This is a genomic window from Klebsiella sp. PL-2018, assembly GCF_019048985.1.
Taxonomy (GTDB): Bacteria; Pseudomonadota; Gammaproteobacteria; order Enterobacterales; family Enterobacteriaceae; genus Klebsiella; species Klebsiella michiganensis.
This window is the reverse complement of record NZ_CP077673.1, coordinates 341,151-363,547: the sequence shown is the minus strand read 5'-3', so window position 1 is coordinate 363,547 and position 22,397 is coordinate 341,151. Positions and strand designations below refer to the sequence as shown.

The following is a 22,397-nucleotide window of genomic DNA, read 5'->3' as shown; positions in this document are numbered from 1 at the left end:
GGTAAACATGCAAACAACAACAGCCCTGCGCCTGTACGGCAAACGCGACCTGCGCCTGGAAACCTTCGAACTCCCGGCGATGCAGGATGATGAAATCCTCGCCCGGGTGGTCACCGACAGCCTGTGCCTCTCCTCGTGGAAAGAGGCGAATCAGGGCGAGGACCACAAAAAGGTGCCTGACGATGTGGCGACCAACCCAATCATTATCGGCCATGAGTTCTGCGGGGAGATTATCGCCGTCGGCAAAAAGTGGCAGCACAAGTTTCACGCCGGCCAGCGCTATGTGATTCAGGCCAACCTGCAGCTGCCGGATCGCCCGGACTGCCCCGGTTATTCTTTTCCATGGATCGGCGGCGAAGCCACCCACGTGGTGATCCCCAACGAGGTGATGGAACAGGATTGTTTGCTTTCCTGGGAAGGCGATACCTGGTTTGAAGGCTCGCTGGTGGAGCCGCTTTCCTGCGTGATTGGCGCCTTCAACGCCAACTATCATCTGCAGGAAGGCAGCTATAACCATGTGATGGGCATTCGCCCGCAGGGCCGCACGCTGATCCTCGGCGGCACCGGCCCGATGGGGCTACTGGCCATCGACTACGCGCTGCATGGCCCGATCAACCCGGCGCTGCTGGTGGTCACCGATACCAATAAGCCAAAGCTCAGCTATGCGCGCCAGCACTATCCCTCCGAGCCGCAAACGTTGATTCACTATCTGGATGGGCGCGACGCCAGCCGCGAAACGCTGATGGCGCTCTCCGGCGGCCACGGCTTTGACGATATCTTCGTCTTCGTCCCTAACGAACAGCTCATCACCCTGGCATCCTCGCTGCTGGCCCCGGACGGCTGCCTGAACTTTTTCGCCGGCCCGCAGGATAAGCAGTTCAGCGCACCGATCAATTTTTACGATGTGCATTACGCCTTCACCCACTACGTGGGCACCTCCGGCGGCAATACCGACGATATGCGCGCCGCCGTAGCGCTGATGCAGGAGAAAAAGGTGCAGACCGCGAAAGTGGTGACTCATATTCTGGGGCTGAACGCGGCGGGCGCGACCACCCTGGATTTACCGGCGGTAGGCGGCGGTAAGAAGTTGGTCTATACCGGAAAAAACATTCCGCTTACGCCGCTGGGAAACATTAGCGACCCGCAGCTGGCGGCGATTATGGAACGTCACCACGGTATCTGGTCAAAAGAGGCGGAAGAGTATCTGCTGGCCCACGCGGAGGATATTGCTCATGATTGATCGCGATACGCTGCTGTGCATGTCGCTGGCCGGTCGCCCGGGTAACTTCGGCACCCGCTTTCATAATTACCTGTATGAAAAGCTGGGGCTGAACTATATCTATAAAGCGTTTACGACCCAGGATATAGCCGCGGCGGTAAACGGCGTGCGCGCATTAGGCATTCGCGGCTGCGCGGTCTCAATGCCGTTTAAAGAGAGCTGCATAGCGTATCTTGACGCGCTTGACCCTTCGGCAAAGGCGATTGATTCGGTCAACACCATCGTCAACGACGACGGCAGGCTGACCGGGCTGAATACCGACTATATCGCGGTGAAAAGCCTGATTGACAGCTATCAGCTCGATTCCTCAGCCAAAGTGATGATCCAGGGCAGCGGCGGAATGGGCAAAGCGGTCATCGCCGCCTTCCGCGATGCCGGTTTCCGCGATGTGATTATCGCCGCCCGCCATCGCGAGCGCGGCCTGGCGCTGGCAAAGCAGTACGGTTTTCAGTGGCAGCCCAGGCCGGAGGGAATCGCGGCGGATATTCTGGTTAACGTCACGCCGCTCGGCATGGCGGGCGGCGCGGAAAGCGAAACTCTGGCCTTTAGCCCGACGATGGTGGAACGGGCCGACGTGATATTTGACGTGGTCGCTCTGCCGCCGGAAACCCCGCTCATCAAGCTGGCGCAGAGGCTGGACAAGCGCGTTATCAGCGGCGCGGAGGTGATTGCCCTGCAGGCGGTGGAGCAGTTTGCGCTCTACACCGGCGAGCGTCCGGACGCGGCGCTGGTCGCTGAAGCCGCGGCCTTTGCCAGAGGATAAGGGCAAAACGGAGAGCGCCAGGGAGGGCGCTCTAATAACCGTTGATCAGAAAGTCGATTGCATCGCGCAGCGCAGCCCCTCCTTTGCCTGTGAATCATCAACGTAAAACTAAGCGGTTCCCGCTAACCTGTCACGCCCGGTAGAGTCACTCTGCGAGGCACTTTCCAGATTAATTCAGAGAGTCGCTGCGCCAATAATCACCGTTCCGCTTTGCTCAGCGCGTCCCAGCGTGAGCCACGTCAGCAAGCGGTAAGATATCCTGTGATAACATCTCTGCCCGAATAATCATCTGGTCAAATGGAGAAATAATGGAACTGCTGCTATTGAGTAACTCAACGCTGCCGGGCAAAGCCTGGCTGGAACATGCGCTGCCGACCATTGCCGGGCAGCTAAATGGGCGTCGTTCTGCGGTATTTATCCCTTTTGCCGGGGTGACGCAAACCTGGGATGATTACACCGCGAAAACCGTCGCCGTCTTCAGCCCAATGGGCGTTACGGTTACCGGTATTCACAGCGTCGCGGACCCGGTGTCGGCGATTGAGAATGCGGAGATAGTTATCGTCGGCGGCGGCAATACCTTTCAGCTGCTGAAAGAGTGCCGCGAACGCGGCCTGCTGGCGCCGATGGTGGATGTGGTGAAGCGCGGGGCGCTGTATATCGGCTGGAGCGCGGGCGCTAACCTGGCCTGCCCGACGATTCGCACCACTAACGATATGCCGATTGTCGACCCTAACGGTTTTGCTGCGCTGGGGCTGTTCCCGCTGCAAATTAACCCGCACTTCACCAACGCGCTGCCGGAAGGCCACAAAGGGGAAACCCGCGAACAGCGGATCCGCGAGCTGCTGGTGGTTGCGCCAGAGCTGACGATTATCGGCCTGCCGGAAGGCAACTGGATACAGGTGACGCAGGGCCACGCTACCCTTGGCGGCCCGAATCCAACGCTGGTATTCAGAGCCGGAGAAGACGCGGTGACCCTCAACGCCGGTCATCGTTTCTAAACCCTTTGCGCACGTTTCCCGGAGGCGGCGCTGCGCATCTGTCCGGGCTACCATCCCACAGACGGTGGAGAACTCGTAGCCCGGGCAAGGCGCTCTGCGCCGCCCCGGGAGCAAAGCGCAGAGAGGCATAATTCCCCGGAGGCGATGCTGCGCATCTGTCCGGGCTACCATCCCGCAGACGGTGGAGAACTCGTAGCCCGGGCAAGGCGCTCTGCGCCGCCCCCGGGAGCAAAGCGCAGAGTGGCATAATTACCCGGAGGCGATGCTGCGCATCTGTCCGGGCTACCATCCCGCAGACGGTGGAGATCTCGTAGCCCGGGCAAGGCGCTCTGCGCCGTCCCCGGGAGCAAAGCGCAGAGTGGCATAATTCCCCGGAGGCGATGCTGCGCATCTGTCCGGGCTACCATCCCGCAGACCGCGGTATACCTGTAGCCCGGCTAAGCGCAGCGCGAGCCGGGGATGTCTGGCGGCACATCAGCGCTTAATACTCATCGCGCTCATCATCCTCATCCGGCTGCTCCATCACGCTATAGGCCACCGAGCAGAACAGTGAATTCAGACGCTTCATATCGCCCAGCAGCGCCAGGTGCAGCGTACTGGTCTCAATACTCTGCACGTTTTGCTGATGCAGACGGTCAACGTGGGCATGCGAGTAACGACGGTTCATGATACGAAAACGATGCTTGCTGCGGCGCAGGCGGCGGGCGCTCGGCACGTCGCCGGAGAAGAAGACCGACATCGCCAGCTGCAGATTGCTGAGCAGCTGCTCGTAGAGGGCATCCAGCTCTTTTAATCCCTCCATGGAGAACGCGCGCCGCGCGGCCAGCGATTTATCGGCGATCTCGCTGCCCATTCTTTCGACGATATCCGAAGCCTGCTCGAGGTTAAGCGCCATTTCGATAATTTCCGCCCAGCGGCGGGACTCCTCATCCGCCAGCTCCTCTTTCGGCATCCGCGCCAGATAGAGCTTAATGGCGGTGTAAAGTACGTTGATATCGTCCGCCATCCGCCGCAGCTCTTTCTCCTCACGCGGCTCGCCGTGCATCACTTTATGCAGGCTTTCCAGCATCTGCTCCATGGCATCGCCAATACGCAGGGTTTCGCGGGCGGCATTGGCCAGCGCCAGGGCGGGCGTATCCAGCGCCGAAGTATCAAGATGCTTCGGCTTCAGCCGCGCGTCCAGCTCGGGCTCATCGCGAATCAGACGCTTACAGAGGTTAGCCATGGGGCCGGCAAACGGCACCATGGCGATACAGCGGATCAGGTTGTAGAAGACGTGGAAATAGATAACCAGTTCGGATTTTTGCAGCGGAAGCTCATCCATGACGTTTGCCAACAGATGCACAAACGGCAGGATAATCAGGCTACCCACCAGCTTAAACAGCAGGCTGCCGAGCGCCACGCGGCGCGCGGCGGCATTGGCGCCGCTGTTGTTTAGCATGGCCAGCAGCCCGGATCCGAGGTTGGCGCCGATCACCAGGCACAGCGCCACCGGAAACGAAATCACGCCGGTGGCGGTTAACGTTGCGGTCAGCAGCACCGCTGCCAGGCTTGAATAGCTGATGATGGCAAACACCGCGCCGATCAGCGCATCCAGCATAATATCGCCGGTCAACGAGGCGAAAATCACCTGTACGCCGTTAGCCTGGGTGATGGGATGCACCGCCTGCACGATCAGCTCCAGCGCTAGCAGAATCAAGCCCAGACCAATCCCCACGCGCCCGAGCTGGCCCGCGCGCGTTTGCTTGCGCCCAAGGAAGAAAATCACGCCGATAAAAATCAGCAGCGGCGAAAGCCAGGACAGATCGAAGGTCAGCACCCTCGCCATCAGCGCGGTACCGACGTCAGCGCCCAGCACCATCACCAGCGCAGGGGCCAGCGCCACCAGATCCTGGGCGACAAAAGAGGTGACCAGCATGGTGGTGGCGTTGCTGCTCTGCACCAGCGCGGTAACGCCGATCCCCGCGCAGAAGGCGAGCGGTTTTTTCTCCACGCTGCTGCTGAGTACGCTTCGCAGACGAGCGCCGTAGACGCGCATCACGCCGGTACGGACGATATGGGTGCCCCACACCAGTAGGGCGACGGCGGACAACAGGTGTAGCAGAGTTAACACGGAATCAGCTTCTCCTTATATTTATTCGTTCCCGAAACTCATAAACCGTTACAGGCCGGATAGCGCTTCGCTTATCCGACGGCAACGATCGCAAGCTTCCTTCAGTATAAGGGTTTACGCACAATAAAGAGACAGGGCGCTCATTGAGCGCCCTGTTAGTTGTAAGGAAAGATAACGGTTTGGTGGATCAGTCGGCATCGTAACCGAGGTTCGGCGCCAGCCAGCGCTCCACTTCCGCCACGCTCATCCCCTTACGCAACGCATAGTCTTCCACCTGGTCCCGCTGAATTTGCGCTACCGCGAAGTATTTGCTGTCCGGATGGCTGAAGTACCAGCCGGAAACCGATGCGCCGGGCCACATGGCAAAAGATTCCGTCAGCTTCATGCCGGTGCGTTTTTCCACCTCCAGCAGTTCCCAGATCGTCGCCTTTTCGGTGTGCTCCGGGCAGGCCGGATAGCCCGGCGCCGGGCGAATTCCCTGGTAGTTCTCGCGGATCAGCTCCTCGTTGCTGAGGTTTTCGTTCGCCGCATAGCCCCAGTAAACCTTACGCACCCGCTCATGCAGATACTCGGCAAAGGCTTCCGCCAGGCGGTCGGCAATCGCCTTCACCATAATCTTGTTGTAGTCATCGTGCTGCGCTTCGTAGGCGTCGGCCAGCGCGTCTTCCTCAAGGCCGCCGGTCACCGCAAAGGCGCCGATATAGTCCGCCTTCCCCGACAGCTTCGGCGCGACAAAATCCGCCAGGCAGTAGTTGGCAAAGCCGACTTTCTCCGTCTGCTGGCGCAGATGATGCCCCACCGTCAGCACGTGAGTCCGGGTTTCATCGCGATAGATTTCAACATCGTCGCCGACGCGGTTAGCCGGGAACAGCCCCACCACGCCGCGCGGATTCAGGGCCTTCCCGGCGCTGAGCTTATCCAGCAGTTCGTTGGCGTCTTTAAACAGGCGCTGCGCCTCTTCGCCGACCACTTCATCTTCCAAAATGCGCGGATACTTACCGGCCAGCGACCAGGTCATAAAGAACGGCGTCCAGTCGATATAGTTACGCAGGGTTTCGATACTGGCCTCAACCTCATGCACGCCCAGACGATGGGCCACCGGCGGGGTGTAGCTTGCCCAGTCAAAGGCCAGGTCGTTATCGCGCGCAGCCTCCAGCGTGACCGGTGGGGTGCGCGGCTTTTTACGCCCGTGCTGAATACGTACCGTTTCGTACTCTTTGCGGGTACGGGCGACAAAATCATCGCGCTGGCTATCGGACAGCAGCGCGGCGACCACGCCAACGGTGCGCGAGGCGTTCTGCACGTAGACCGTCGGCCCGCTGTAGTTCTGCTCGATTTTCACCGCCGTATGCGCTTTCGAGGTGGTTGCGCCGCCGATCAGCAGCGGAATAGTAAAGCCCTGACGCTCCATCTCCTTCGCCACGTTGACCATCTCATCCAGCGACGGCGTAATCAGCCCGGAGAGGCCAATCAGGTCGGCGTTAACCTCGCGGGCGGTTTTCAGGATTTTATCCGCAGGCACCATCACGCCAAGGTCGACGATTTCGTAGTTGTTACACTGCAGCACCACGCCGACAATATTCTTGCCGATGTCGTGAACGTCACCCTTCACGGTGGCGATGACCATCTTGCCGTTGCTGGAACCTTTCTCTTTGCTGGCCTCAATATAGGGTTCGAGGTAGGCCACCGCCTGCTTCATGACGCGGGCGGATTTCACCACCTGCGGCAGGAACATTTTCCCTTCACCGAACAGATCGCCGACCACGTTCATGCCATCCATCAGCGGCCCTTCGATAACCTCAATCGGACGCGCGGCCTGCTGGCGGGCTTCTTCGGTATCGAGCTCGATAAATTCGGTAATGCCTTTAACCAGCGAGTATTCGAGGCGCTTTTTGACGTCCCAGCTGCGCCATTCCGCCTGCTGAGCGTTGGCGGTATCGTCGGTTTTGCTGCCGCGATACTTTTCCGCCAGATCGAGCAGACGTTCAGTGCCGTCATCGCGGCGGTTCAGAATCACATCTTCAACCGCATCGCGCAGCTCGGCGGGAAGGTCGTCGTAAATCGCCAGCTGGCCGGCGTTAACGATGCCCATGTCCATGCCGTTGCGGATGGCGTAGTAGAGGAATACCGCGTGAATCGCCTCGCGCACCGGGTCGTTGCCGCGGAAGGAGAACGACACGTTAGAGACGCCGCCGGAGATCAGCGCGTGCGGCAGTTCGCGTTTGATATCTTCGCAGGCGCCGATAAAGTCCTGGGCATAGTTGTTGTGCTCTTCAATCCCGGTCGCCACGGCGAAAATATTCGGGTCAAAGATGATGTCTTCCGGCGGGAAGCCCACCTCTTCGGTGAGAATTTTGTACGCCCGGCGGCAAATTTCAATTTTCCGCTCGCGGGTATCGGCCTGGCCCACTTCATCAAAGGCCATAACCACGACGGCGGCGCCGTAGCGGCGCACCTTTTTCGCATGCTGGATAAACGGCTCAACGCCCTCTTTCATCGAGATGGAGTTAACGATGCCTTTACCCTGAATACACTTCAGCCCCTTTTCGATAACCTCCCATTTGGAGGAGTCGATCATAATCGGCACGCGGGCGATATCCGGCTCACCGGCGATCAGGTTGAGGAAACGCGTCATCGCCGCTTCGGCGTCGAGCATCCCCTCATCCATATTGATATCGATAATCTGCGCGCCGCTTTCCACCTGCTGGCGCGCCACATCCAGCGCTTCGTTATATTTTTCTTCTTTAATCAGGCGCTTGAATTTCGCCGAGCCGGTAACGTTGGTGCGTTCGCCGACGTTCACAAACAGGCTGTCATCGCCGATATTCAGCGGCTCAAGGCCGGAAAGACGACAGGCGACGGGGATTTCCGGCAGCTGGCGCGGCGGCAGGCCGGCGACCGCGCGGCTCATGGCGGCGATATGTTCCGGCGTGGTGCCGCAGCAGCCGCCGACAATATTCAGGAATCCGGCTTCAGCCCATTCGCGAATTTGCGCCGCCATCGTGTCGGCGTCCAGGTCGTATTCGCCAAAGGCGTTCGGCAGACCGGCGTTCGGGTGGGCGGTAACGTAGCATTCGGCGATACGCGACAGCTCCTGCACGTACTGGCGCAGCTCATCCGGCCCCAGGGCGCAGTTGAGGCCAAACGTCAGCGCATCGGCGTGGCGCAGCGAGTTATAAAAGGCTTCGGTGGTCTGGCCGGACAGCGTGCGCCCGGAGGCGTCGGTGATGGTGCCGGAGATCATAATCGGCAGATCGACCCCCAGCGCTTCAAACTCCTCTTTAACCGCAAAGATCGCCGCTTTGGCGTTGAGGGTATCGAACACCGTCTCAATCAGAATCAGATCCGCCCCGCCTTCCACCAGCGCTTTGGTGGATTCACGATAGGCTTCCACCAGCCCGTCAAAGGTGATGTTGCGGAAGGCCGGGTCGTTGACGTCGGGAGAAATGGACGCCGTGCGGTTAGTCGGGCCGAGGACCCCTGCGACGTAGCGCGGTTTTTCCGGCGTGCGTGCGGTCCAGGCATCGGCGCTGGCGCGGGCCAGTTTCGCCGCCACAAAGTTGATTTCCGCCGACAGGGATTCCATCTGGTAATCCGCCATCGCGATGGTCGTCGAGTTAAAGGTGTTGGTTTCAATGATATCCGCCCCGGCCGCAAAATAGGCATCGTGGATAGCGGTTATCACATCCGGCTTGCTGAGAACCAGCAGGTCGTTGTTGCCCTTCAGGTCGCACGGCCAGTCGGCAAAGCGCTCGCCGCGAAAGTCCTGCTCACTCAGACGGTAGCTCTGGATCATGGTGCCCATGCCCCCATCCAGAACCAAAATACGTGCTTTTAACTGCTGATGCAGTTGCTCAACTTTGCTGCTCACACTCGCTCCCGACAACGCTCAACCAGACCGAAAAAACTCAACAGACCATACTGGCACAAACCGAAGGGGTGGAAAAGAGAACAGCGGGCAAGATGAGACATGTTCAGCTTCACTCATCCGATCAGTCGGGTAGTGATTGCATTATCGCCAAATAAAACGAAAATCATTTCCACGATACAGAAAAAAGGAGTCCGCGATGGCGACCCCCGCTCCCGCAAAACGCGGCAGAAAACCTGCCTCCCCCGCCGCCGCTCCGGCCGGCGGGCAAGTTCAGTCCCTGACCCGCGGACTGAAGCTGCTCGAATGGATTGCTGAATCCCACGGCAGCGTGGCGCTGACCGAACTGGCCCAGCAGGCCGGCCTGCCTAACTCCACGACTCACCGCCTGCTGACGACCATGCAGCAGCTGGGTTTTGTTCGTCAGGTCGGTGAGCTGGGCCACTGGTCGGTGGGCGCCCATGCTTTCGTCGTCGGCAGCAGCTTCCTGCAAAGCCGTAATCTGTTGGCGATCGTCCATCCGATTTTGCGTCAGCTGATGGAAGATTCCGGTGAAACGGTTAACCTCGCGGTGCTTGACCAGAGCGATCATCAGGCGATTATTATCGATCAGGTGCAGTGTACGCAGCTGATGCGTATGTCGGCACCGATTGGCGGTAAGCTGCCGATGCACGCTTCCGGCGCCGGAAAGGCGTTTCTGTCGCAGCTAAGCGAAGAGCAGGTTACCGGCCTGCTGCACCGTCAAGGTCTGCACGCTTATACCCATGCCACCCTGGTATCGCCGGTACATCTGAAAGAGGACCTGGCCCAGACGCGTAAGCGCGGCTACTCGTTTGATGACGAAGAACACGCGCTGGGCCTGCGCTGCGTAGCGTCGTGTATTTATGATGAACATCGTGAGCCGTTCGCCGCCATCTCCATTTCCGGGCCCATTTCCCGCATTACCGATGACCGCGTGACCGAGTTCGGCGCGATGGTGATTAAGGCGGCGAAAGAAGTGACGCTGGCCTACGGCGGAGTGCGCTAAATGAGCGATCTGAAATCCTACTGGCAGGATAAATACCCTTCTGCTTTCTGCTGGTCTTTCGGCGATTCACCGGCGCTGGCCGACGAGCTGGCTGCCCTGGTTATCGCCGGGAAGAAACGCGGCACCTGCGGCTCGCTTGCCAGCTATCAGCAGGAGCAGCCGCCCGTGACGCCGGGGGCGTATCACATTGTGCTGGACGGCAAAGGGAAAGCCGTCTGCGTGATACGCACCCTGACCCTCAGGCTCATTCGCTTTAACGAAATGAGCCCTGAGCTCGCCGCGCTGGAGGGCGAAGGTGATTTAAGCCTCGCTTACTGGCAATCGGCGCATCAGGCATTCTTTGAACGCGAAGGCACCTGGGCGCCGGATATGGAGCTGGTGTACGAAGAATTTGCCGTTATCGAAGCAGCCTGAAGCAGGCCATCGGCTATCCCGCCTGCTTCAGGTCGCCGTAGCGCACGCTAAAACGCTGACGGCGGCGATAGGCATAGACGTCTTCCACGTGGCCGTTGCGGATACGCGTTTGCAGCTCCCGCCAGTAGTCGGCGCGCAGCAGGTCGGCGTGCATCTCTTCAAATAGCGGTCCGATGCGCGGGTCAGCGCACAGCCAGTGGCGAAACTCTTCCGGAAAAACATCGCCAGGCGAGACGCTATACCAGGGCTCGCTGGCAAGCTCATCCTCCGGGTAGCGCGCCGGCGGGATCTCGCGGAAATTCACCTCCGTCATATAGCAAATTTCATCGTAATCGTAGAACACCACCCGGCCGTGACGCGTGACGCCAAAGTTTTTAAATAGCATATCGCCGGGGAAAATGTTGGCGGCGGCCAGCTGACGAATGGCGTTGCCGTACTCCTCTACCGCATCGCGCAGCGCCGGACCGTCCACCTGCTCCAGCCAGATATTCAGCGGCACCATCCGCCGCTCGATATAAAGATGGCTGATCGCAATCCGATCGCCGAGATCGGTAATTTTCGCTCCGGCTTCGGTTTGTAACAGGGCCATTAGTTCGGGCGCAATTTGCCGTTTCTCCAGGACGAAGTTCTCAAACTCCTGGGTATCGGCCATCCTTCCCACGCGGTCGTGCTCTTTGACCAGCTGATAGCAGGCGCGCACGTGGGCGGCGGTCATCTCTTTCTGCGGCGCAAAGCGGTCCTTAATGACTTTAAATACCCGGTCAAATCCCGGCAAAGTAAACACCAGCATCACCATGCCGCGAATCCCCGGCGCTTCAATAAATTGCTCATCGCTGCGGGAAATATAGTGCAGGTATTCCCGATAGCTCTCGGTTTTCGCATGCTTCTTGCAGCCAATCGCCATGTACAGTTCAGCGGTGGTTTTCCCCGGGAGAATCTCGCGCAGCCACTCGACCAGCGCGCCGGGTAGCGGCGCGTAAACCATAAAATAGGAGCGGGCGAAGCCAAAAACGATGCTGGCTTCGGCATGCGTCGTCAGACAGGCGTCGACAAACAATTCGCCTTCATCGGTGCGATGGATTGGCAGAAGAAAAGGCAGCGTCGCCATCGGCGTAACCAGTTTGCCTACCAGCCAGGCCGCCTTATTGCGGTAAAACAGTTCATTCGCCACCTGCAGGTGCGACCGGGAAAGCAGCTCGCTGCCGAGCGCCTCCTGCAGGCAAGCGGTGATATAACCGATATCTCGCGCGCTGTTTTGCCACGGCAGACGGAGAGGAAGATCGGATAACACTTTGCGTAATAGCGTGTCCCAGCCGCGCTCGGGGAAGAAATCTTTGGCCAGCGGGCGCGGGATGGCGCGTAAGCGCCGCTCTGGCTGAGAGCTGAAAATAAAAAGCCGCTCGGGAGTCAGCGAGCGGTGGTCAAACAACCGGCAATAAACGGAATTGAAAAAGCTCTCCGCAATTTCGAAACGAGGGTAATCCGGCAGCATGTTCTTTTACCTGCAGCAAAAAATCGGTATCGGTATTTTTACCATCGGTAATGCAGCGCAGCTGCTCGACGACCAGGCCGACATGGTGATCGTAGAGATGAATACGCTGCTTCATCGCCTGCTGGACGGCATGCCAGTCAGCCTGTTCAAAGCGCTGCTGGGCGCCGGAAGTCACTTCAAGAAAACGACCGTACTGGGCGTCAAAACCCTGCAAAATAGTTTGAGCAATCAATAATTCCAGGCCACGCGTCATCTCTTCCCCCTCACCCATCCCTCTCCCCCGGAGAGAGGGAGAGGGGGAAATTATCAGAACTGATCTTCTTCTGTAGAGCCGGTTAACGCCGTGACTGATGAGGCTCCGCCCTGGATAATGGTGGTGACCTTATCGAAGTAGCCGGTGCCGACCTCCTGCTGATGAGAGACAAAGGTGTAGCCATCTTTAGCCGCCGCGAACTCCGGCTGCTGGACCTTCTCAACGTAGTGCTTCATCCCCTCGCCCTGGGCGTAGGCGTGGGCCAGGTCGAACATGTTGAACCACATGCTGTGAATACCGGCCAGGGTGATGAACTGATACTTGTAGCCCATATCCGACAGCTGCTGCTGGAAGCTGGCAATGGTTTTATCATCCAGCTTTTTCTGCCAGTTAAACGACGGCGAGCAGTTGTAGGCCAGCAGTTTGCCCGGATATTTCGCGTGGATCGCGTCGGCAAAGCGCTTCGCCAGCTCAAGGTCCGGGGTAGAGGTTTCACACCACACCAGGTCGGCATAGGGCGCGTAGGCCAGCCCGCGGCTGATGGCCTGTTCGATACCGGCATGGGTACGGAAGAAACCTTCGCTGGTACGGTCGCCGGTAATGAACTGGCGATCGTAAGGATCGCAGTCTGAGGTAATTAAATCCGCCGCATCGGCGTCAGTGCGAGCGATCACCAGCGTCGGCACGCCCATGACGTCCGCCGCCAGACGCGCGGCGACCAGTTTCTGAATCGCCTCTTGCGTGGGGACCAGCACTTTGCCGCCCATATGGCCGCATTTTTTCACCGATGCCAGCTGGTCTTCGAAGTGTACGGCCGCTGCACCGGCCTCAATCATCGATTTCATCAGCTCAAACGCATTAAGCACGCCGCCAAACCCCGCTTCCGCGTCGGCGACGATCGGCAGGAAATAATCGGTATAACGCGGATCGTTCGGCTCAATACCCGCAGACCACTGGATCTGATCCGCGCGGCGGAAGCTGTTGTTGATCCGATCGACCACGGCCGGTACCGAGTTCGCCGGATAGAGCGATTGATCCGGATACATGCTGGAGGCCAGGTTGGCGTCCGCTGCGACCTGCCAGCCGGAAAGATAAATCGCTTCAATGCCCGCTTTCGCCTGCTGCAGCGCCTGGCCGCCGGTCAGCGCGCCCAGGCTGTTGACGTAGCCTTTTTTCGCTTCCCCGTGCAGCAGTCGCCACATCTTTGCCGCGCCCAGCTGCGCCAGAGTACATTCCGGGTTGACCGAGCCGCGCAGCTTCACCACATCTTCGGCGCTGTATGGGCGAGTAATGCCTTCCCAGCGCGGATTCGTCCACTCTTTGTTTAATTCTTCGATTTGTTGGGTACGGGTTTTCATGTGCAGATGCTCCATATTGTTGTGTGGTGAATTAGGCCAGAAGGCGGTAGCCCGGCAGGGTTAAGAAATCGATCAGCTCGTCGGAGGTGGTGATCTGTTCCATCAGGCGAGCGGCTTCATCAAAACGCCCGCTGCGGTAGCGGTGCTCGCCCAGTTCGTCCTGAATCACCCGCATCTCTTCGGCCAGCCACTGGCGGAACAGCGCTTTGGTTACCGGTGTGCCGTTACTGAGGGTTTTCTCATGGTGGATCCATTGCCAGATAGAGGTACGGGAAATTTCCGCCGTCGCCGCATCTTCCATCAGGCCATAAATCGGTACGCAGCCGTTGCCGGAAATCCACGCCTCGATATACTGCACCGCCACGCGAATGTTGGCGCGCATGCCCTCTTCGGTTCGTTCGCCCTCGCAGGGGGCCAGCAGCTGTTCAGCGGTAATCGGCGCATCGTCTTCGCGGGTAACGGACAGCTGATTTTTGTTCTCGCCCAGTACGCCGTTAAAGACGGCCATAGCGGTGTCAGCCAGCCCGGGATGCGCGATCCAGGTACCGTCATGGCCGTTATTCGCCTCCAGCGATTTGTCCGCTTTTACCTTGTTCAGCACCTGGTTGTTTCGCTCGGCATCTTTGCTCGGAATAAAGGCCGCCATGCCGCCCATCGCAAACGCGCCGCGCCTGTGGCAGGTCTTAATCAACAATCGCGAGTAGGCGCTGAGGAAAGGCTTGTCCATCGTCACCACCTGGCGGTCCGGCAGAACGCGATCCGGATGATTCTTCAGCGTTTTGATATAGCTGAAGATGTAGTCCCAGCGCCCGCAGTTCAGACCCACAATATGGTCGCGCAGGGCGTGCAGAATTTCGTCCATCTGGAATACGGCGGGCAGCGTTTCGATCAGCAGCGTGGCTTTGATGGTGCCGCGCGGCAGCTCAAAACGGTCTTCCGTAAAGCTAAATACTTCACTCCACCACGCGGCTTCCTGCCAGGCCTGAGTCTTCGGCAGATAGAAATAGGGGCCGCTGCCTTTTTCCAGTAACGCTTTGTAGTTGTGGAAGAAATAGAGGGCGAAGTCGAACAGACTGCCGGGAATCGCTTCCCTGCGCCACGTCACGTGTTTTTCCGGCAGATGCAGACCGCGCACGCGGCAGATCAGCAGCGCCGGGTTCGGCTTGAGCTGATAAATCTTGCCGGCTTCATTGGTGTAGCTGATGGTGCCGTTAACCGCATCGCGCAGGTTAATTTGCCCATCAATGACTTTGCTCCATTCGGGCGCCAGTGAGTCTTCGAAATCCGCCATAAAGACTTTTACATTCGCATTGAGCGCATTGATGACCATCTTGCGCTCTACCGGACCGGTAATTTCTACCCGCCGATCCTGCAAATCGTCCGGAATGCCGCGGATCGTCCAATCACCGTTACGAATGGAAGCTGTTTCCGAAATAAAATCGGGAAGCTTGCCGTTATCAATTGCCTGCTGCTGCTGGATACGCGCGGCCAGGAGTTTATTGCGCTCAGGCGTAAAGCGGCGCACCAGCTCGGTCAGAAATTCTACGGCCTCAGGCGTTAAGATTTGCTTCTCCTGGTCGCCATATGGCTGGCTAAAAGCCAGTTCGTCAGTGATTGTCGCCTGCTGCGTCATGTGCTGCTCCTCTTGGTTAATCCAGTTGGCGCGAACGTAAGATCGTTGTGTAGTTTTCGTTCAGCACAATTAAGACTACGCATTTATTTTTCAAAATCAAAAACAATTTCCATTTTTAATTTAATTATCGTTTAACCTATTGATAACAATATAAATAAAGTTTGATTACAATATGAGCTGCGTTTCGGAAATATAAAAGGCACCCGAAGGTGCCAGAGGCAAAATGCTGAAACGCTTTAGGATCGCGTTGTGTAGAAGATTAATCCAGAGTCGGATTCATATGGCGTAGATCGTATGGCGTGATCTGGTAGACGTAATAATTCAGCCAGTTGATAAACAGCAAATTGCCATGGCTTCGCCAGGTGGCGCGCGGTTTGTTCTGCGGATCGTTCTGCGGGAAATAATTATGTGGAACCTGCGGATCGAGACCCGCTTCCACATCGCGGAAGAACTCGCTGGCCAGGGTGTTCGCGTCATATTCCGGGTGACCGGTCACGAAGGCGATGCGCTTATCTTTGCTGGCGAACAGGTAGGCGTCGCCCTCTTCCGTTTCCGCCAGGATCTCGAGGTCGGTGTAGTCGCGTATCAGCGCCGCCGGGAAATCGGCATAGCGCGAGTGCGGGGCCAGAAAGCTATCGTCAAAGCCGCGGGTTAACAAGGCATGAGGTTGCAGGATATGGTGTTCGTAGACCCCGGAAATCTTCTCAGAGCGGGTCTGTTTAGGGATACCGTAGAGGATATTGAGGGCTGCCTGTACCGCCCAACAGACAAACAGCGTTGAGGTAACATGATCTTTAGCCCATTCCAGCACCTGTTTTATCTGCGGCCAGTAGGCAACGTCATTAAATTCAACCAAACCTAAAGGTGCACCGGTAACAATCAGGCCATCAAAGTTCTGATCGCAAATATCTTCAAAGTTGCAGTAGAAGTTGTTCAGGTGTTCCGCCGGAGTATTACGTGATTCGCGGGCATCGATGCGCAACAGCTGGATATCAAGCTGCAGAGGAGAGTTGGAAAGCAGTCGCAAAAACTGATTCTCAGTCTCGATTTTCTTCGGCATCAGATTAAGGATGAGCACCTTCAGCGGGCGGATTTCCTGAGTCGTCGCGCGAGTTGTCGTCATCACAAAGACGTTTTCATTACGCAAGAAATTGACGGCCGGTAGCTCGTCCTGCACCCGAATTGGCATAACTTTATTACCTCATAGCATACGTATAAACGTTTAGACATCCAGACAGCTGAAGATACCCAGGAATAAGGTGAATGTCGAGCCTGCAAGTGCAGGGTGAGAAAATTTCACGGAGACATTTGAGTTAGAATATAAGAACAAATAAAAGGAGCAAATATGGTTATTAGTATCCGCCGTTCACGGCATGATGAAGGGAAAAAACTGATTGCGATCTGGCGTCGGTCGGTCGATGCAACGCACGATTTTTTATCAAAAGAGTATAGAGCGGAACTGGAAGATCTGGTGAGCGCGTTTTTACCCGAAGCGCCGCTGTGGGTCGCGGTGACGGAGAAAGACGAGCCGGTCGCCTTTATGCTGCTTACGGGGGAACATATGGATGCGCTATTCGTTGACCCTACGGTCCGCGGCTGCGGCGTGGGTAAGCTGTTGATTGAACACGCGCTGACGTTAGCGCCCAAACTGACGACCAACGTTAATGAGCAGAATGAACAAGCGGTCGGATTTTATAAGAAGATGGGCTTTAAGGTGACAGGCCGTTCTGAGACGGACGATCTTGGAAAACCCTATCCGTTATTGAATTTGGTACATGAGTAATGAAGTAAGACCGGATAAGGGTAACCGATGTCCGGTCGGTTCAGACGACAAAAAAGCAAAAAGCCCATCCGTCAGGATGGGCTCTTCACTTGTTTGATGCCTGGCAGTTCCCTACTCTCACATGGGGAGACCCCACACTACCATCGGCGCTACGGCGTTTCACTTCTGAGTTCGGCATGGGGTCAGGTGGGACCACCGCGCTAGTGCCGCCAGGCAAATTCTTTGTGCTCAGTACGCAATTCTTTATCGCGTACTCAACTCTGAATCTAAGCTGAAATTGTTGTCTTCTCAGTCCGCCAAAACATCTTCGGCGTTGTAAGGTTAAGCCTCACGGTTCATTAGTACCGGTTAGCTCAACGCATCGCTGCGCTTACACACCCGGCCTATCAACGTCGTCGTCTTCAACGTTCCTTCAGGACCCTTAAAGGGTCAGGGAGAACTCATCTCGGGGCAAGTTTCGTGCTTAGATGCTTTCAGCACTTATCTCTTCCGCATTTAGCTACCGGGCAATGCCATTGGCATGACAACCCGAACACCAGTGATGCGTCCACTCCGGTCCTCTCGTACTAGGAGCAGCCCCCCTCAATTCTCCAGCGCCCACGGCAGATAGGGACCGAACTGTCTCACGACGTTCTAAACCCAGCTCGCGTACCACTTTAAATGGCGAACAGCCATACCCTTGGGACCTACTTCAGCCCCAGGATGTGATGAGCCGACATCGAGGTGCCAAACACCGCCGTCGATATGAACTCTTGGGCGGTATCAGCCTGTTATCCCCGGAGTACCTTTTATCCGTTGAGCGATGGCCCTTCCATTCAGAACCACCGGATCACTATGACCTGCTTTCGCACCTGCTCGCGCCGTCACGCTCGCAGTCAAGCCAGCTTATGCCATTGCACTAACCTCCTGATGTCCGACCAGGATTAGCTGACCTTCGTGCTCCTCCGTTACTCTTTAGGAGGAGACCGCCCCAGTCAAACTACCCACCAGACACTGTCCGCAACCCGGATTACGGGCCCACGTTAGAACACCAGCCATTAAAGGGTGGTATTTCAAGGATGGCTCCATGCAGACTGGCGTCCACACTTCAAAGCCTCCCACCTATCCTACACATCAAGGACCAGTGTTCAGTGTCAAGCTATAGTAAAGGTTCACGGGGTCTTTCCGTCTTGCCGCGGGTACACTGCATCTTCACAGCGAGTTCAATTTCACTGAGTCTCGGGTGGAGACAGCCTGGCCATCATTACGCCATTCGTGCAGGTCGGAACTTACCCGACAAGGAATTTCGCTACCTTAGGACCGTTATAGTTACGGCCGCCGTTTACCGGGGCTTCGATCAAGAGCTTCTCCTTACGGATAACCCCATCAATTAACCTTCCGGCACCGGGCAGGCGTCACACCGTATACGTCCACTTTCGTGTTTGCACAGTGCTGTGTTTTTAATAAACAGTTGCAGCCAGCTGGTATCTTCGACTGATTTCAGCTCCATGAGCAAGTCACTTCACCTACCATCAGCGTGCCTTCTCCCGAAGTTACGGCACCATTTTGCCTAGTTCCTTCACCCGAGTTCTCTCAAGCGCCTTGGTATTCTCTACCTGACCACCTGTGTCGGTTTGGGGTACGATTTGATGTTACCTGATGCTTAGAGGCTTTTCCTGGAAGCAGGGCATTTGTCACTTCAGCACCGTAGTGCCTCGTCATCACACCTCAGCGTTGATAACGTTCCGGATTTACCTGGAACATCCGCCTACATGCTTAAACCGGGACAACCGTCGCCCGGCCAACATAGCCTTCTCCGTCCCCCCTTCGCAGTAACACCGAGTACAGGAATATTAACCTGTTTCCCATCGACTACGCCTTTCGGCCTCGCCTTAGGGGTCGACTCACCCTGCCCCGATTAACGTTGGACAGGAACCCTTGGTCTTCCGGCGTGCGGGTTTTTCACCCGCATTATCGTTACTTATGTCAGCATTCGCACTTCTGATACCTCCAGCAACCCTCACAGGCCACCTTCAACGGCTTACAGAACGCTCCCCTACCCAACAACACATAGTGTCGCTGCCGCAGCTTCGGTGCATGGTTTAGCCCCGTTACATCTTCCGCGCAGGCCGACTCGACCAGTGAGCTATTACGCTTTCTTTAAATGATGGCTGCTTCTAAGCCAACATCCTGGCTGTCTGGGCCTTCCCACATCGTTTCCCACTTAACCATGACTTTGGGACCTTAGCTGGCGGTCTGGGTTGTTTCCCTCTTCACGACGGACGTTAGCACCCGCCGTGTGTCTCCCGTGATAACATTCTTCGGTATTCGTAGTTTGCATCGGGTTGGTAAGTCGGGATGACCCCCTAGCCGAAACAGTGCTCTACCCCCGAAGATGAGTTCACGAGGCGCTACCTAAATAGCTTTCGGGGAGAACCAGCTATCTCCCGGTTTGATTGGCCTTTCACCCCCAGCCACAAGTCATCCGCTAATTTTTCAACATTAGTCGGTTCGGTCCTCCAGTTAGTGTTACCCAACCTTCAACCTGCCCATGGCTAGATCACCGGGTTTCGGGTCTATACCCTGCAACTTAACGCCCAGTTAAGACTCGGTTTCCCTGCGGCTCCCCTATACGGTTAACCTTGCTACAGAATATAAGTCGCTGACCCATTATACAAAAGGTACGCAGTCACCCCACCCCAAAACGCTCCACTGCCTGATTTTGATGTTGAACGTCGCTTACGCTCCGTTAACCGTCCATCGCACTGTCGTTACGCATTTTGCGTACCACGCAAAGCGAAACGCTTTGGTGGTGGGGCTCCTACTGCTTGTACGTACACGGTTTCAGGTTCTTTTTCACTCCCCTCGCCGGGGTTCTTTTCGCCTTTCCCTCACGGTACTGGTTCACTATCGGTCAGTCAGGAGTATTTAGCCTTGGAGGATGGTCCCCCCATATTCAGACAGGATACCACGTGTCCCGCCCTACTCTTCGAGTTCACAACCTGTGTGTTTTAGTGTACGGGAGTATCACCCTGTACCCTGCGACTTTCCAGACGCTTCCACTAACACACAAGCTGATTCAGACTCCGGGCTGCTCCCCGTTCGCTCGCCGCTACTGGGGGAATCTCGGTTGATTTCTTTTCCTCGGGGTACTTAGATGTTTCAGTTCCCCCGGTTCGCCTCGTTTGACTATGTATTCATCAAACGATAGTGCAACGAATTGCACTGGGTTTCCCCATTCGGACATCGCCGGCTGTAACGGTTCATATCACCTTACCGACGCTTTTCGCAGATTAGCACGTCCTTCATCGCCTCTGACTGCCAGGGCATCCACCGTGTACGCTTAGTCGCTTAACCTCACAACCCGAAGATGTTTCGTAAAACATCGTCGTGTCGCGAAAATTTGAGAGACTCGAACACACTTAAAATGTGTCGTTTCAATTTTCAGCTTGATCCAGATTTTTAAAGAGCAAATATCTCAAACATCACCTGAAGATGAGTTTTGAGATATCGGTTGGTTGTGCCTTTCACTCACAGCCAGCAAGTGGCGTCCCCTAGGGGATTCGAACCCCTGTTGCCGCCGTGAAAGGGCGGAGTCCTAACCGCTAGACGAAGGGGACACGAGGTGTCGCGACTTCGCAGCCGTCTTGCTTCTTTACATCTATCAGACAATCTGTGTGAGCACTACAAAGGCAGGTTCTTTAAGGTAAGGAGGTGATCCAACCGCAGGTTCCCCTACGGTTACCTTGTTACGACTTCACCCCAGTCATGAATCACAAAGTGGTAAGCGCCCTCCCGAAGGTTAAGCTACCTACTTCTTTTGCAACCCACTCCCATGGTGTGACGGGCGGTGTGTACAAGGCCCGGGAACGTATTCACCGTGGCATTCTGATCCACGATTACTAGCGATTCCGACTTCATGGAGTCGAGTTGCAGACTCCAATCCGGACTACGACATACTTTATGAGGTCCGCTTGCTCTCGCGAGGTCGCTTCTCTTTGTATATGCCATTGTAGCACGTGTGTAGCCCTACTCGTAAGGGCCATGATGACTTGACGTCATCCCCACCTTCCTCCAGTTTATCACTGGCAGTCTCCTTTGAGTTCCCGACCGAATCGCTGGCAACAAAGGATAAGGGTTGCGCTCGTTGCGGGACTTAACCCAACATTTCACAACACGAGCTGACGACAGCCATGCAGCACCTGTCTCAGAGTTCCCGAAGGCACCAAAGCATCTCTGCTAAGTTCTCTGGATGTCAAGAGTAGGTAAGGTTCTTCGCGTTGCATCGAATTAAACCACATGCTCCACCGCTTGTGCGGGCCCCCGTCAATTCATTTGAGTTTTAACCTTGCGGCCGTACTCCCCAGGCGGTCGACTTAACGCGTTAGCTCCGGAAGCCACTCCTCAAGGGAACAACCTCCAAGTCGACATCGTTTACAGCGTGGACTACCAGGGTATCTAATCCTGTTTGCTCCCCACGCTTTCGCACCTGAGCGTCAGTCTTTGTCCAGGGGGCCGCCTTCGCCACCGGTATTCCTCCAGATCTCTACGCATTTCACCGCTACACCTGGAATTCTACCCCCCTCTACAAGACTCCAGCCTGCCAGTTTCGAATGCAGTTCCCAGGTTGAGCCCGGGGATTTCACATCCGACTTGACAGACCGCCTGCGTGCGCTTTACGCCCAGTAATTCCGATTAACGCTTGCACCCTCCGTATTACCGCGGCTGCTGGCACGGAGTTAGCCGGTGCTTCTTCTGCGGGTAACGTCAATCGACAAGGTTATTAACCTTATCGCCTTCCTCCCCGCTGAAAGTACTTTACAACCCGAAGGCCTTCTTCATACACGCGGCATGGCTGCATCAGGCTTGCGCCCATTGTGCAATATTCCCCACTGCTGCCTCCCGTAGGAGTCTGGACCGTGTCTCAGTTCCAGTGTGGCTGGTCATCCTCTCAGACCAGCTAGGGATCGTCGCCTAGGTGAGCCGTTACCCCACCTACTAGCTAATCCCATCTGGGCACATCTGATGGCAAGAGGCCCGAAGGTCCCCCTCTTTGGTCTTGCGACGTTATGCGGTATTAGCTACCGTTTCCAGTAGTTATCCCCCTCCATCAGGCAGTTTCCCAGACATTACTCACCCGTCCGCCACTCGTCACCCGAGAGCAAGCTCTCTGTGCTACCGTTCGACTTGCATGTGTTAGGCCTGCCGCCAGCGTTCAATCTGAGCCATGATCAAACTCTTCAATTTAAGTTTGATGCTCGTAGAATTAAACTTCGTAATGAATTACGTGTTCACTCTTTGAGACTTGGTATTCATTTTTCGTCTTGCGACGTTAAGAATCCATGTCACTTTGAGTGCCCACACAGATTGTCTGATAAATTGTTAAAGAGCAGTGCAACGCGGCTTTCGCTCACCGTTGCGAGGTGGCGTATATTAC

The 22,397-nt window shown here is 56.5% G+C and carries 11 protein-coding genes, 1 tRNA gene, 3 rRNA genes and 1 pseudogene; 6 read left to right on the top strand and 10 right to left on the bottom strand.

Going from position 1 to position 22,397, the window contains the following annotated elements:
* The first annotated feature begins 7 nt into the window (after nucleotides 1-7).
* The 3 genes from sorE to pepE all read left to right on the top strand — a co-directional run bounded on the left by sorE (nucleotide 8) and on the right by pepE (nucleotide 3,040).
* Nucleotides 8-1,240, top strand: coding sequence for an L-sorbose 1-phosphate reductase (sorE, locus tag MKleb_RS01655; protein WP_025107714.1), 1,233 nt, complete (start codon nucleotides 8-10; stop codon nucleotides 1,238-1,240).
* Nucleotides 1,233-2,042 carry a shikimate 5-dehydrogenase gene (locus tag MKleb_RS01650; protein WP_025107715.1) on the top strand — a complete coding sequence of 270 codons (810 nt, stop codon included), beginning with the start codon at nucleotides 1,233-1,235 and terminating at the stop codon, nucleotides 2,040-2,042. The genes sorE and MKleb_RS01650 overlap by 8 nt, the downstream gene beginning before the upstream one ends.
* A gap of 308 nt (nucleotides 2,043-2,350) precedes the next feature.
* Entirely contained in the window at nucleotides 2,351-3,040 is a 690-nt protein-coding gene (gene pepE / locus MKleb_RS01645) for a dipeptidase PepE (RefSeq protein WP_025107716.1), read from the top strand.
* A 481-nt stretch (nucleotides 3,041-3,521) separates the two neighbouring features.
* Here pepE and MKleb_RS01640 read toward each other — a convergent pair whose 3' ends face one another.
* Entirely contained in the window at nucleotides 3,522-5,153 is a 1,632-nt protein-coding gene (locus tag MKleb_RS01640) for a Na/Pi cotransporter family protein (RefSeq protein WP_014837116.1), read from the bottom strand.
* Nucleotides 5,154-5,340: 187 nt separating this feature from the next.
* Entirely contained in the window at nucleotides 5,341-9,024 is a 3,684-nt protein-coding gene (metH, locus tag MKleb_RS01635) for a methionine synthase (RefSeq protein WP_025107717.1), read from the bottom strand.
* A 196-nt stretch (nucleotides 9,025-9,220) separates the two neighbouring features.
* Between metH and iclR the strand changes: the two genes are divergently transcribed.
* Together iclR and MKleb_RS01625 are read left to right on the top strand one after the other, a co-directional pair.
* Complete coding sequence (gene iclR / locus MKleb_RS01630; RefSeq protein WP_004097706.1) at nucleotides 9,221-10,048, top strand: glyoxylate bypass operon transcriptional repressor IclR; 828 nt, start codon at nucleotides 9,221-9,223, stop codon at nucleotides 10,046-10,048.
* A gap of 9 nt (nucleotides 10,049-10,057) precedes the next feature.
* On the top strand, nucleotides 10,058-10,462 hold the full coding sequence (locus MKleb_RS01625) for an ASCH domain-containing protein (protein WP_086074014.1): 405 nt from the start codon (nucleotides 10,058-10,060) through the stop codon (nucleotides 10,460-10,462).
* Nucleotides 10,463-10,475: 13 nt separating this feature from the next.
* On the opposite strand, the pseudogene aceK reads toward MKleb_RS01625, so the two are convergent.
* The 4 genes and pseudogenes from aceK to metA all read right to left on the bottom strand — a co-directional run bounded on the left by aceK (nucleotide 10,476) and on the right by metA (nucleotide 16,387).
* A pseudogene (gene aceK / locus MKleb_RS01620) lies at nucleotides 10,476-12,207 on the bottom strand (bifunctional isocitrate dehydrogenase kinase/phosphatase).
* Nucleotides 12,208-12,260: 53 nt separating this feature from the next.
* A complete protein-coding gene (gene aceA / locus MKleb_RS01615) occupies nucleotides 12,261-13,565 on the bottom strand; it encodes an isocitrate lyase (RefSeq protein WP_004097699.1) in 1,305 nt (434 codons plus the stop codon).
* A 31-nt stretch (nucleotides 13,566-13,596) separates the two neighbouring features.
* Nucleotides 13,597-15,198 carry a malate synthase A gene (aceB, locus tag MKleb_RS01610; RefSeq protein WP_163586452.1) on the bottom strand — a complete coding sequence of 534 codons (1,602 nt, stop codon included), beginning with the start codon at nucleotides 15,196-15,198 and terminating at the stop codon, nucleotides 13,597-13,599.
* A gap of 259 nt (nucleotides 15,199-15,457) precedes the next feature.
* On the bottom strand, nucleotides 15,458-16,387 hold the full coding sequence (metA, locus tag MKleb_RS01605) for a homoserine O-acetyltransferase MetA (RefSeq protein WP_004109666.1): 930 nt from the start codon (nucleotides 16,385-16,387) through the stop codon (nucleotides 15,458-15,460).
* Between the two features lie 156 nt (nucleotides 16,388-16,543).
* On the opposite strand from metA, the gene MKleb_RS01600 reads away from it, so the two are divergent.
* The gene (locus tag MKleb_RS01600; RefSeq protein ID WP_009651731.1) at nucleotides 16,544-16,981 is read left to right on the top strand and encodes an acetyltransferase; all 438 of its coding nucleotides are present in this window, start codon (nucleotides 16,544-16,546) and stop codon (nucleotides 16,979-16,981) included.
* Between the two features lie 98 nt (nucleotides 16,982-17,079).
* Here MKleb_RS01600 and rrf read toward each other — a convergent pair.
* The 4 genes from rrf to MKleb_RS01580 form a co-directional block, all read right to left on the bottom strand.
* Nucleotides 17,080-17,195 (bottom strand): 5S ribosomal RNA (gene rrf, locus MKleb_RS01595).
* Between the two features lie 103 nt (nucleotides 17,196-17,298).
* Nucleotides 17,299-20,317: ribosomal RNA gene (locus tag MKleb_RS01590) — 23S ribosomal RNA — on the bottom strand.
* Nucleotides 20,318-20,505: 188 nt separating this feature from the next.
* Nucleotides 20,506-20,580: transfer RNA gene (locus MKleb_RS01585), tRNA-Glu, on the bottom strand.
* Nucleotides 20,581-20,667: 87 nt separating this feature from the next.
* Nucleotides 20,668-22,207: ribosomal RNA gene (locus tag MKleb_RS01580) — 16S ribosomal RNA — on the bottom strand.
* The 16S, 23S and 5S rRNA genes sit together here with 1 tRNA gene alongside, the layout of an rRNA operon.
* Nucleotides 22,208-22,397: the final 190 nt, after the last annotated feature.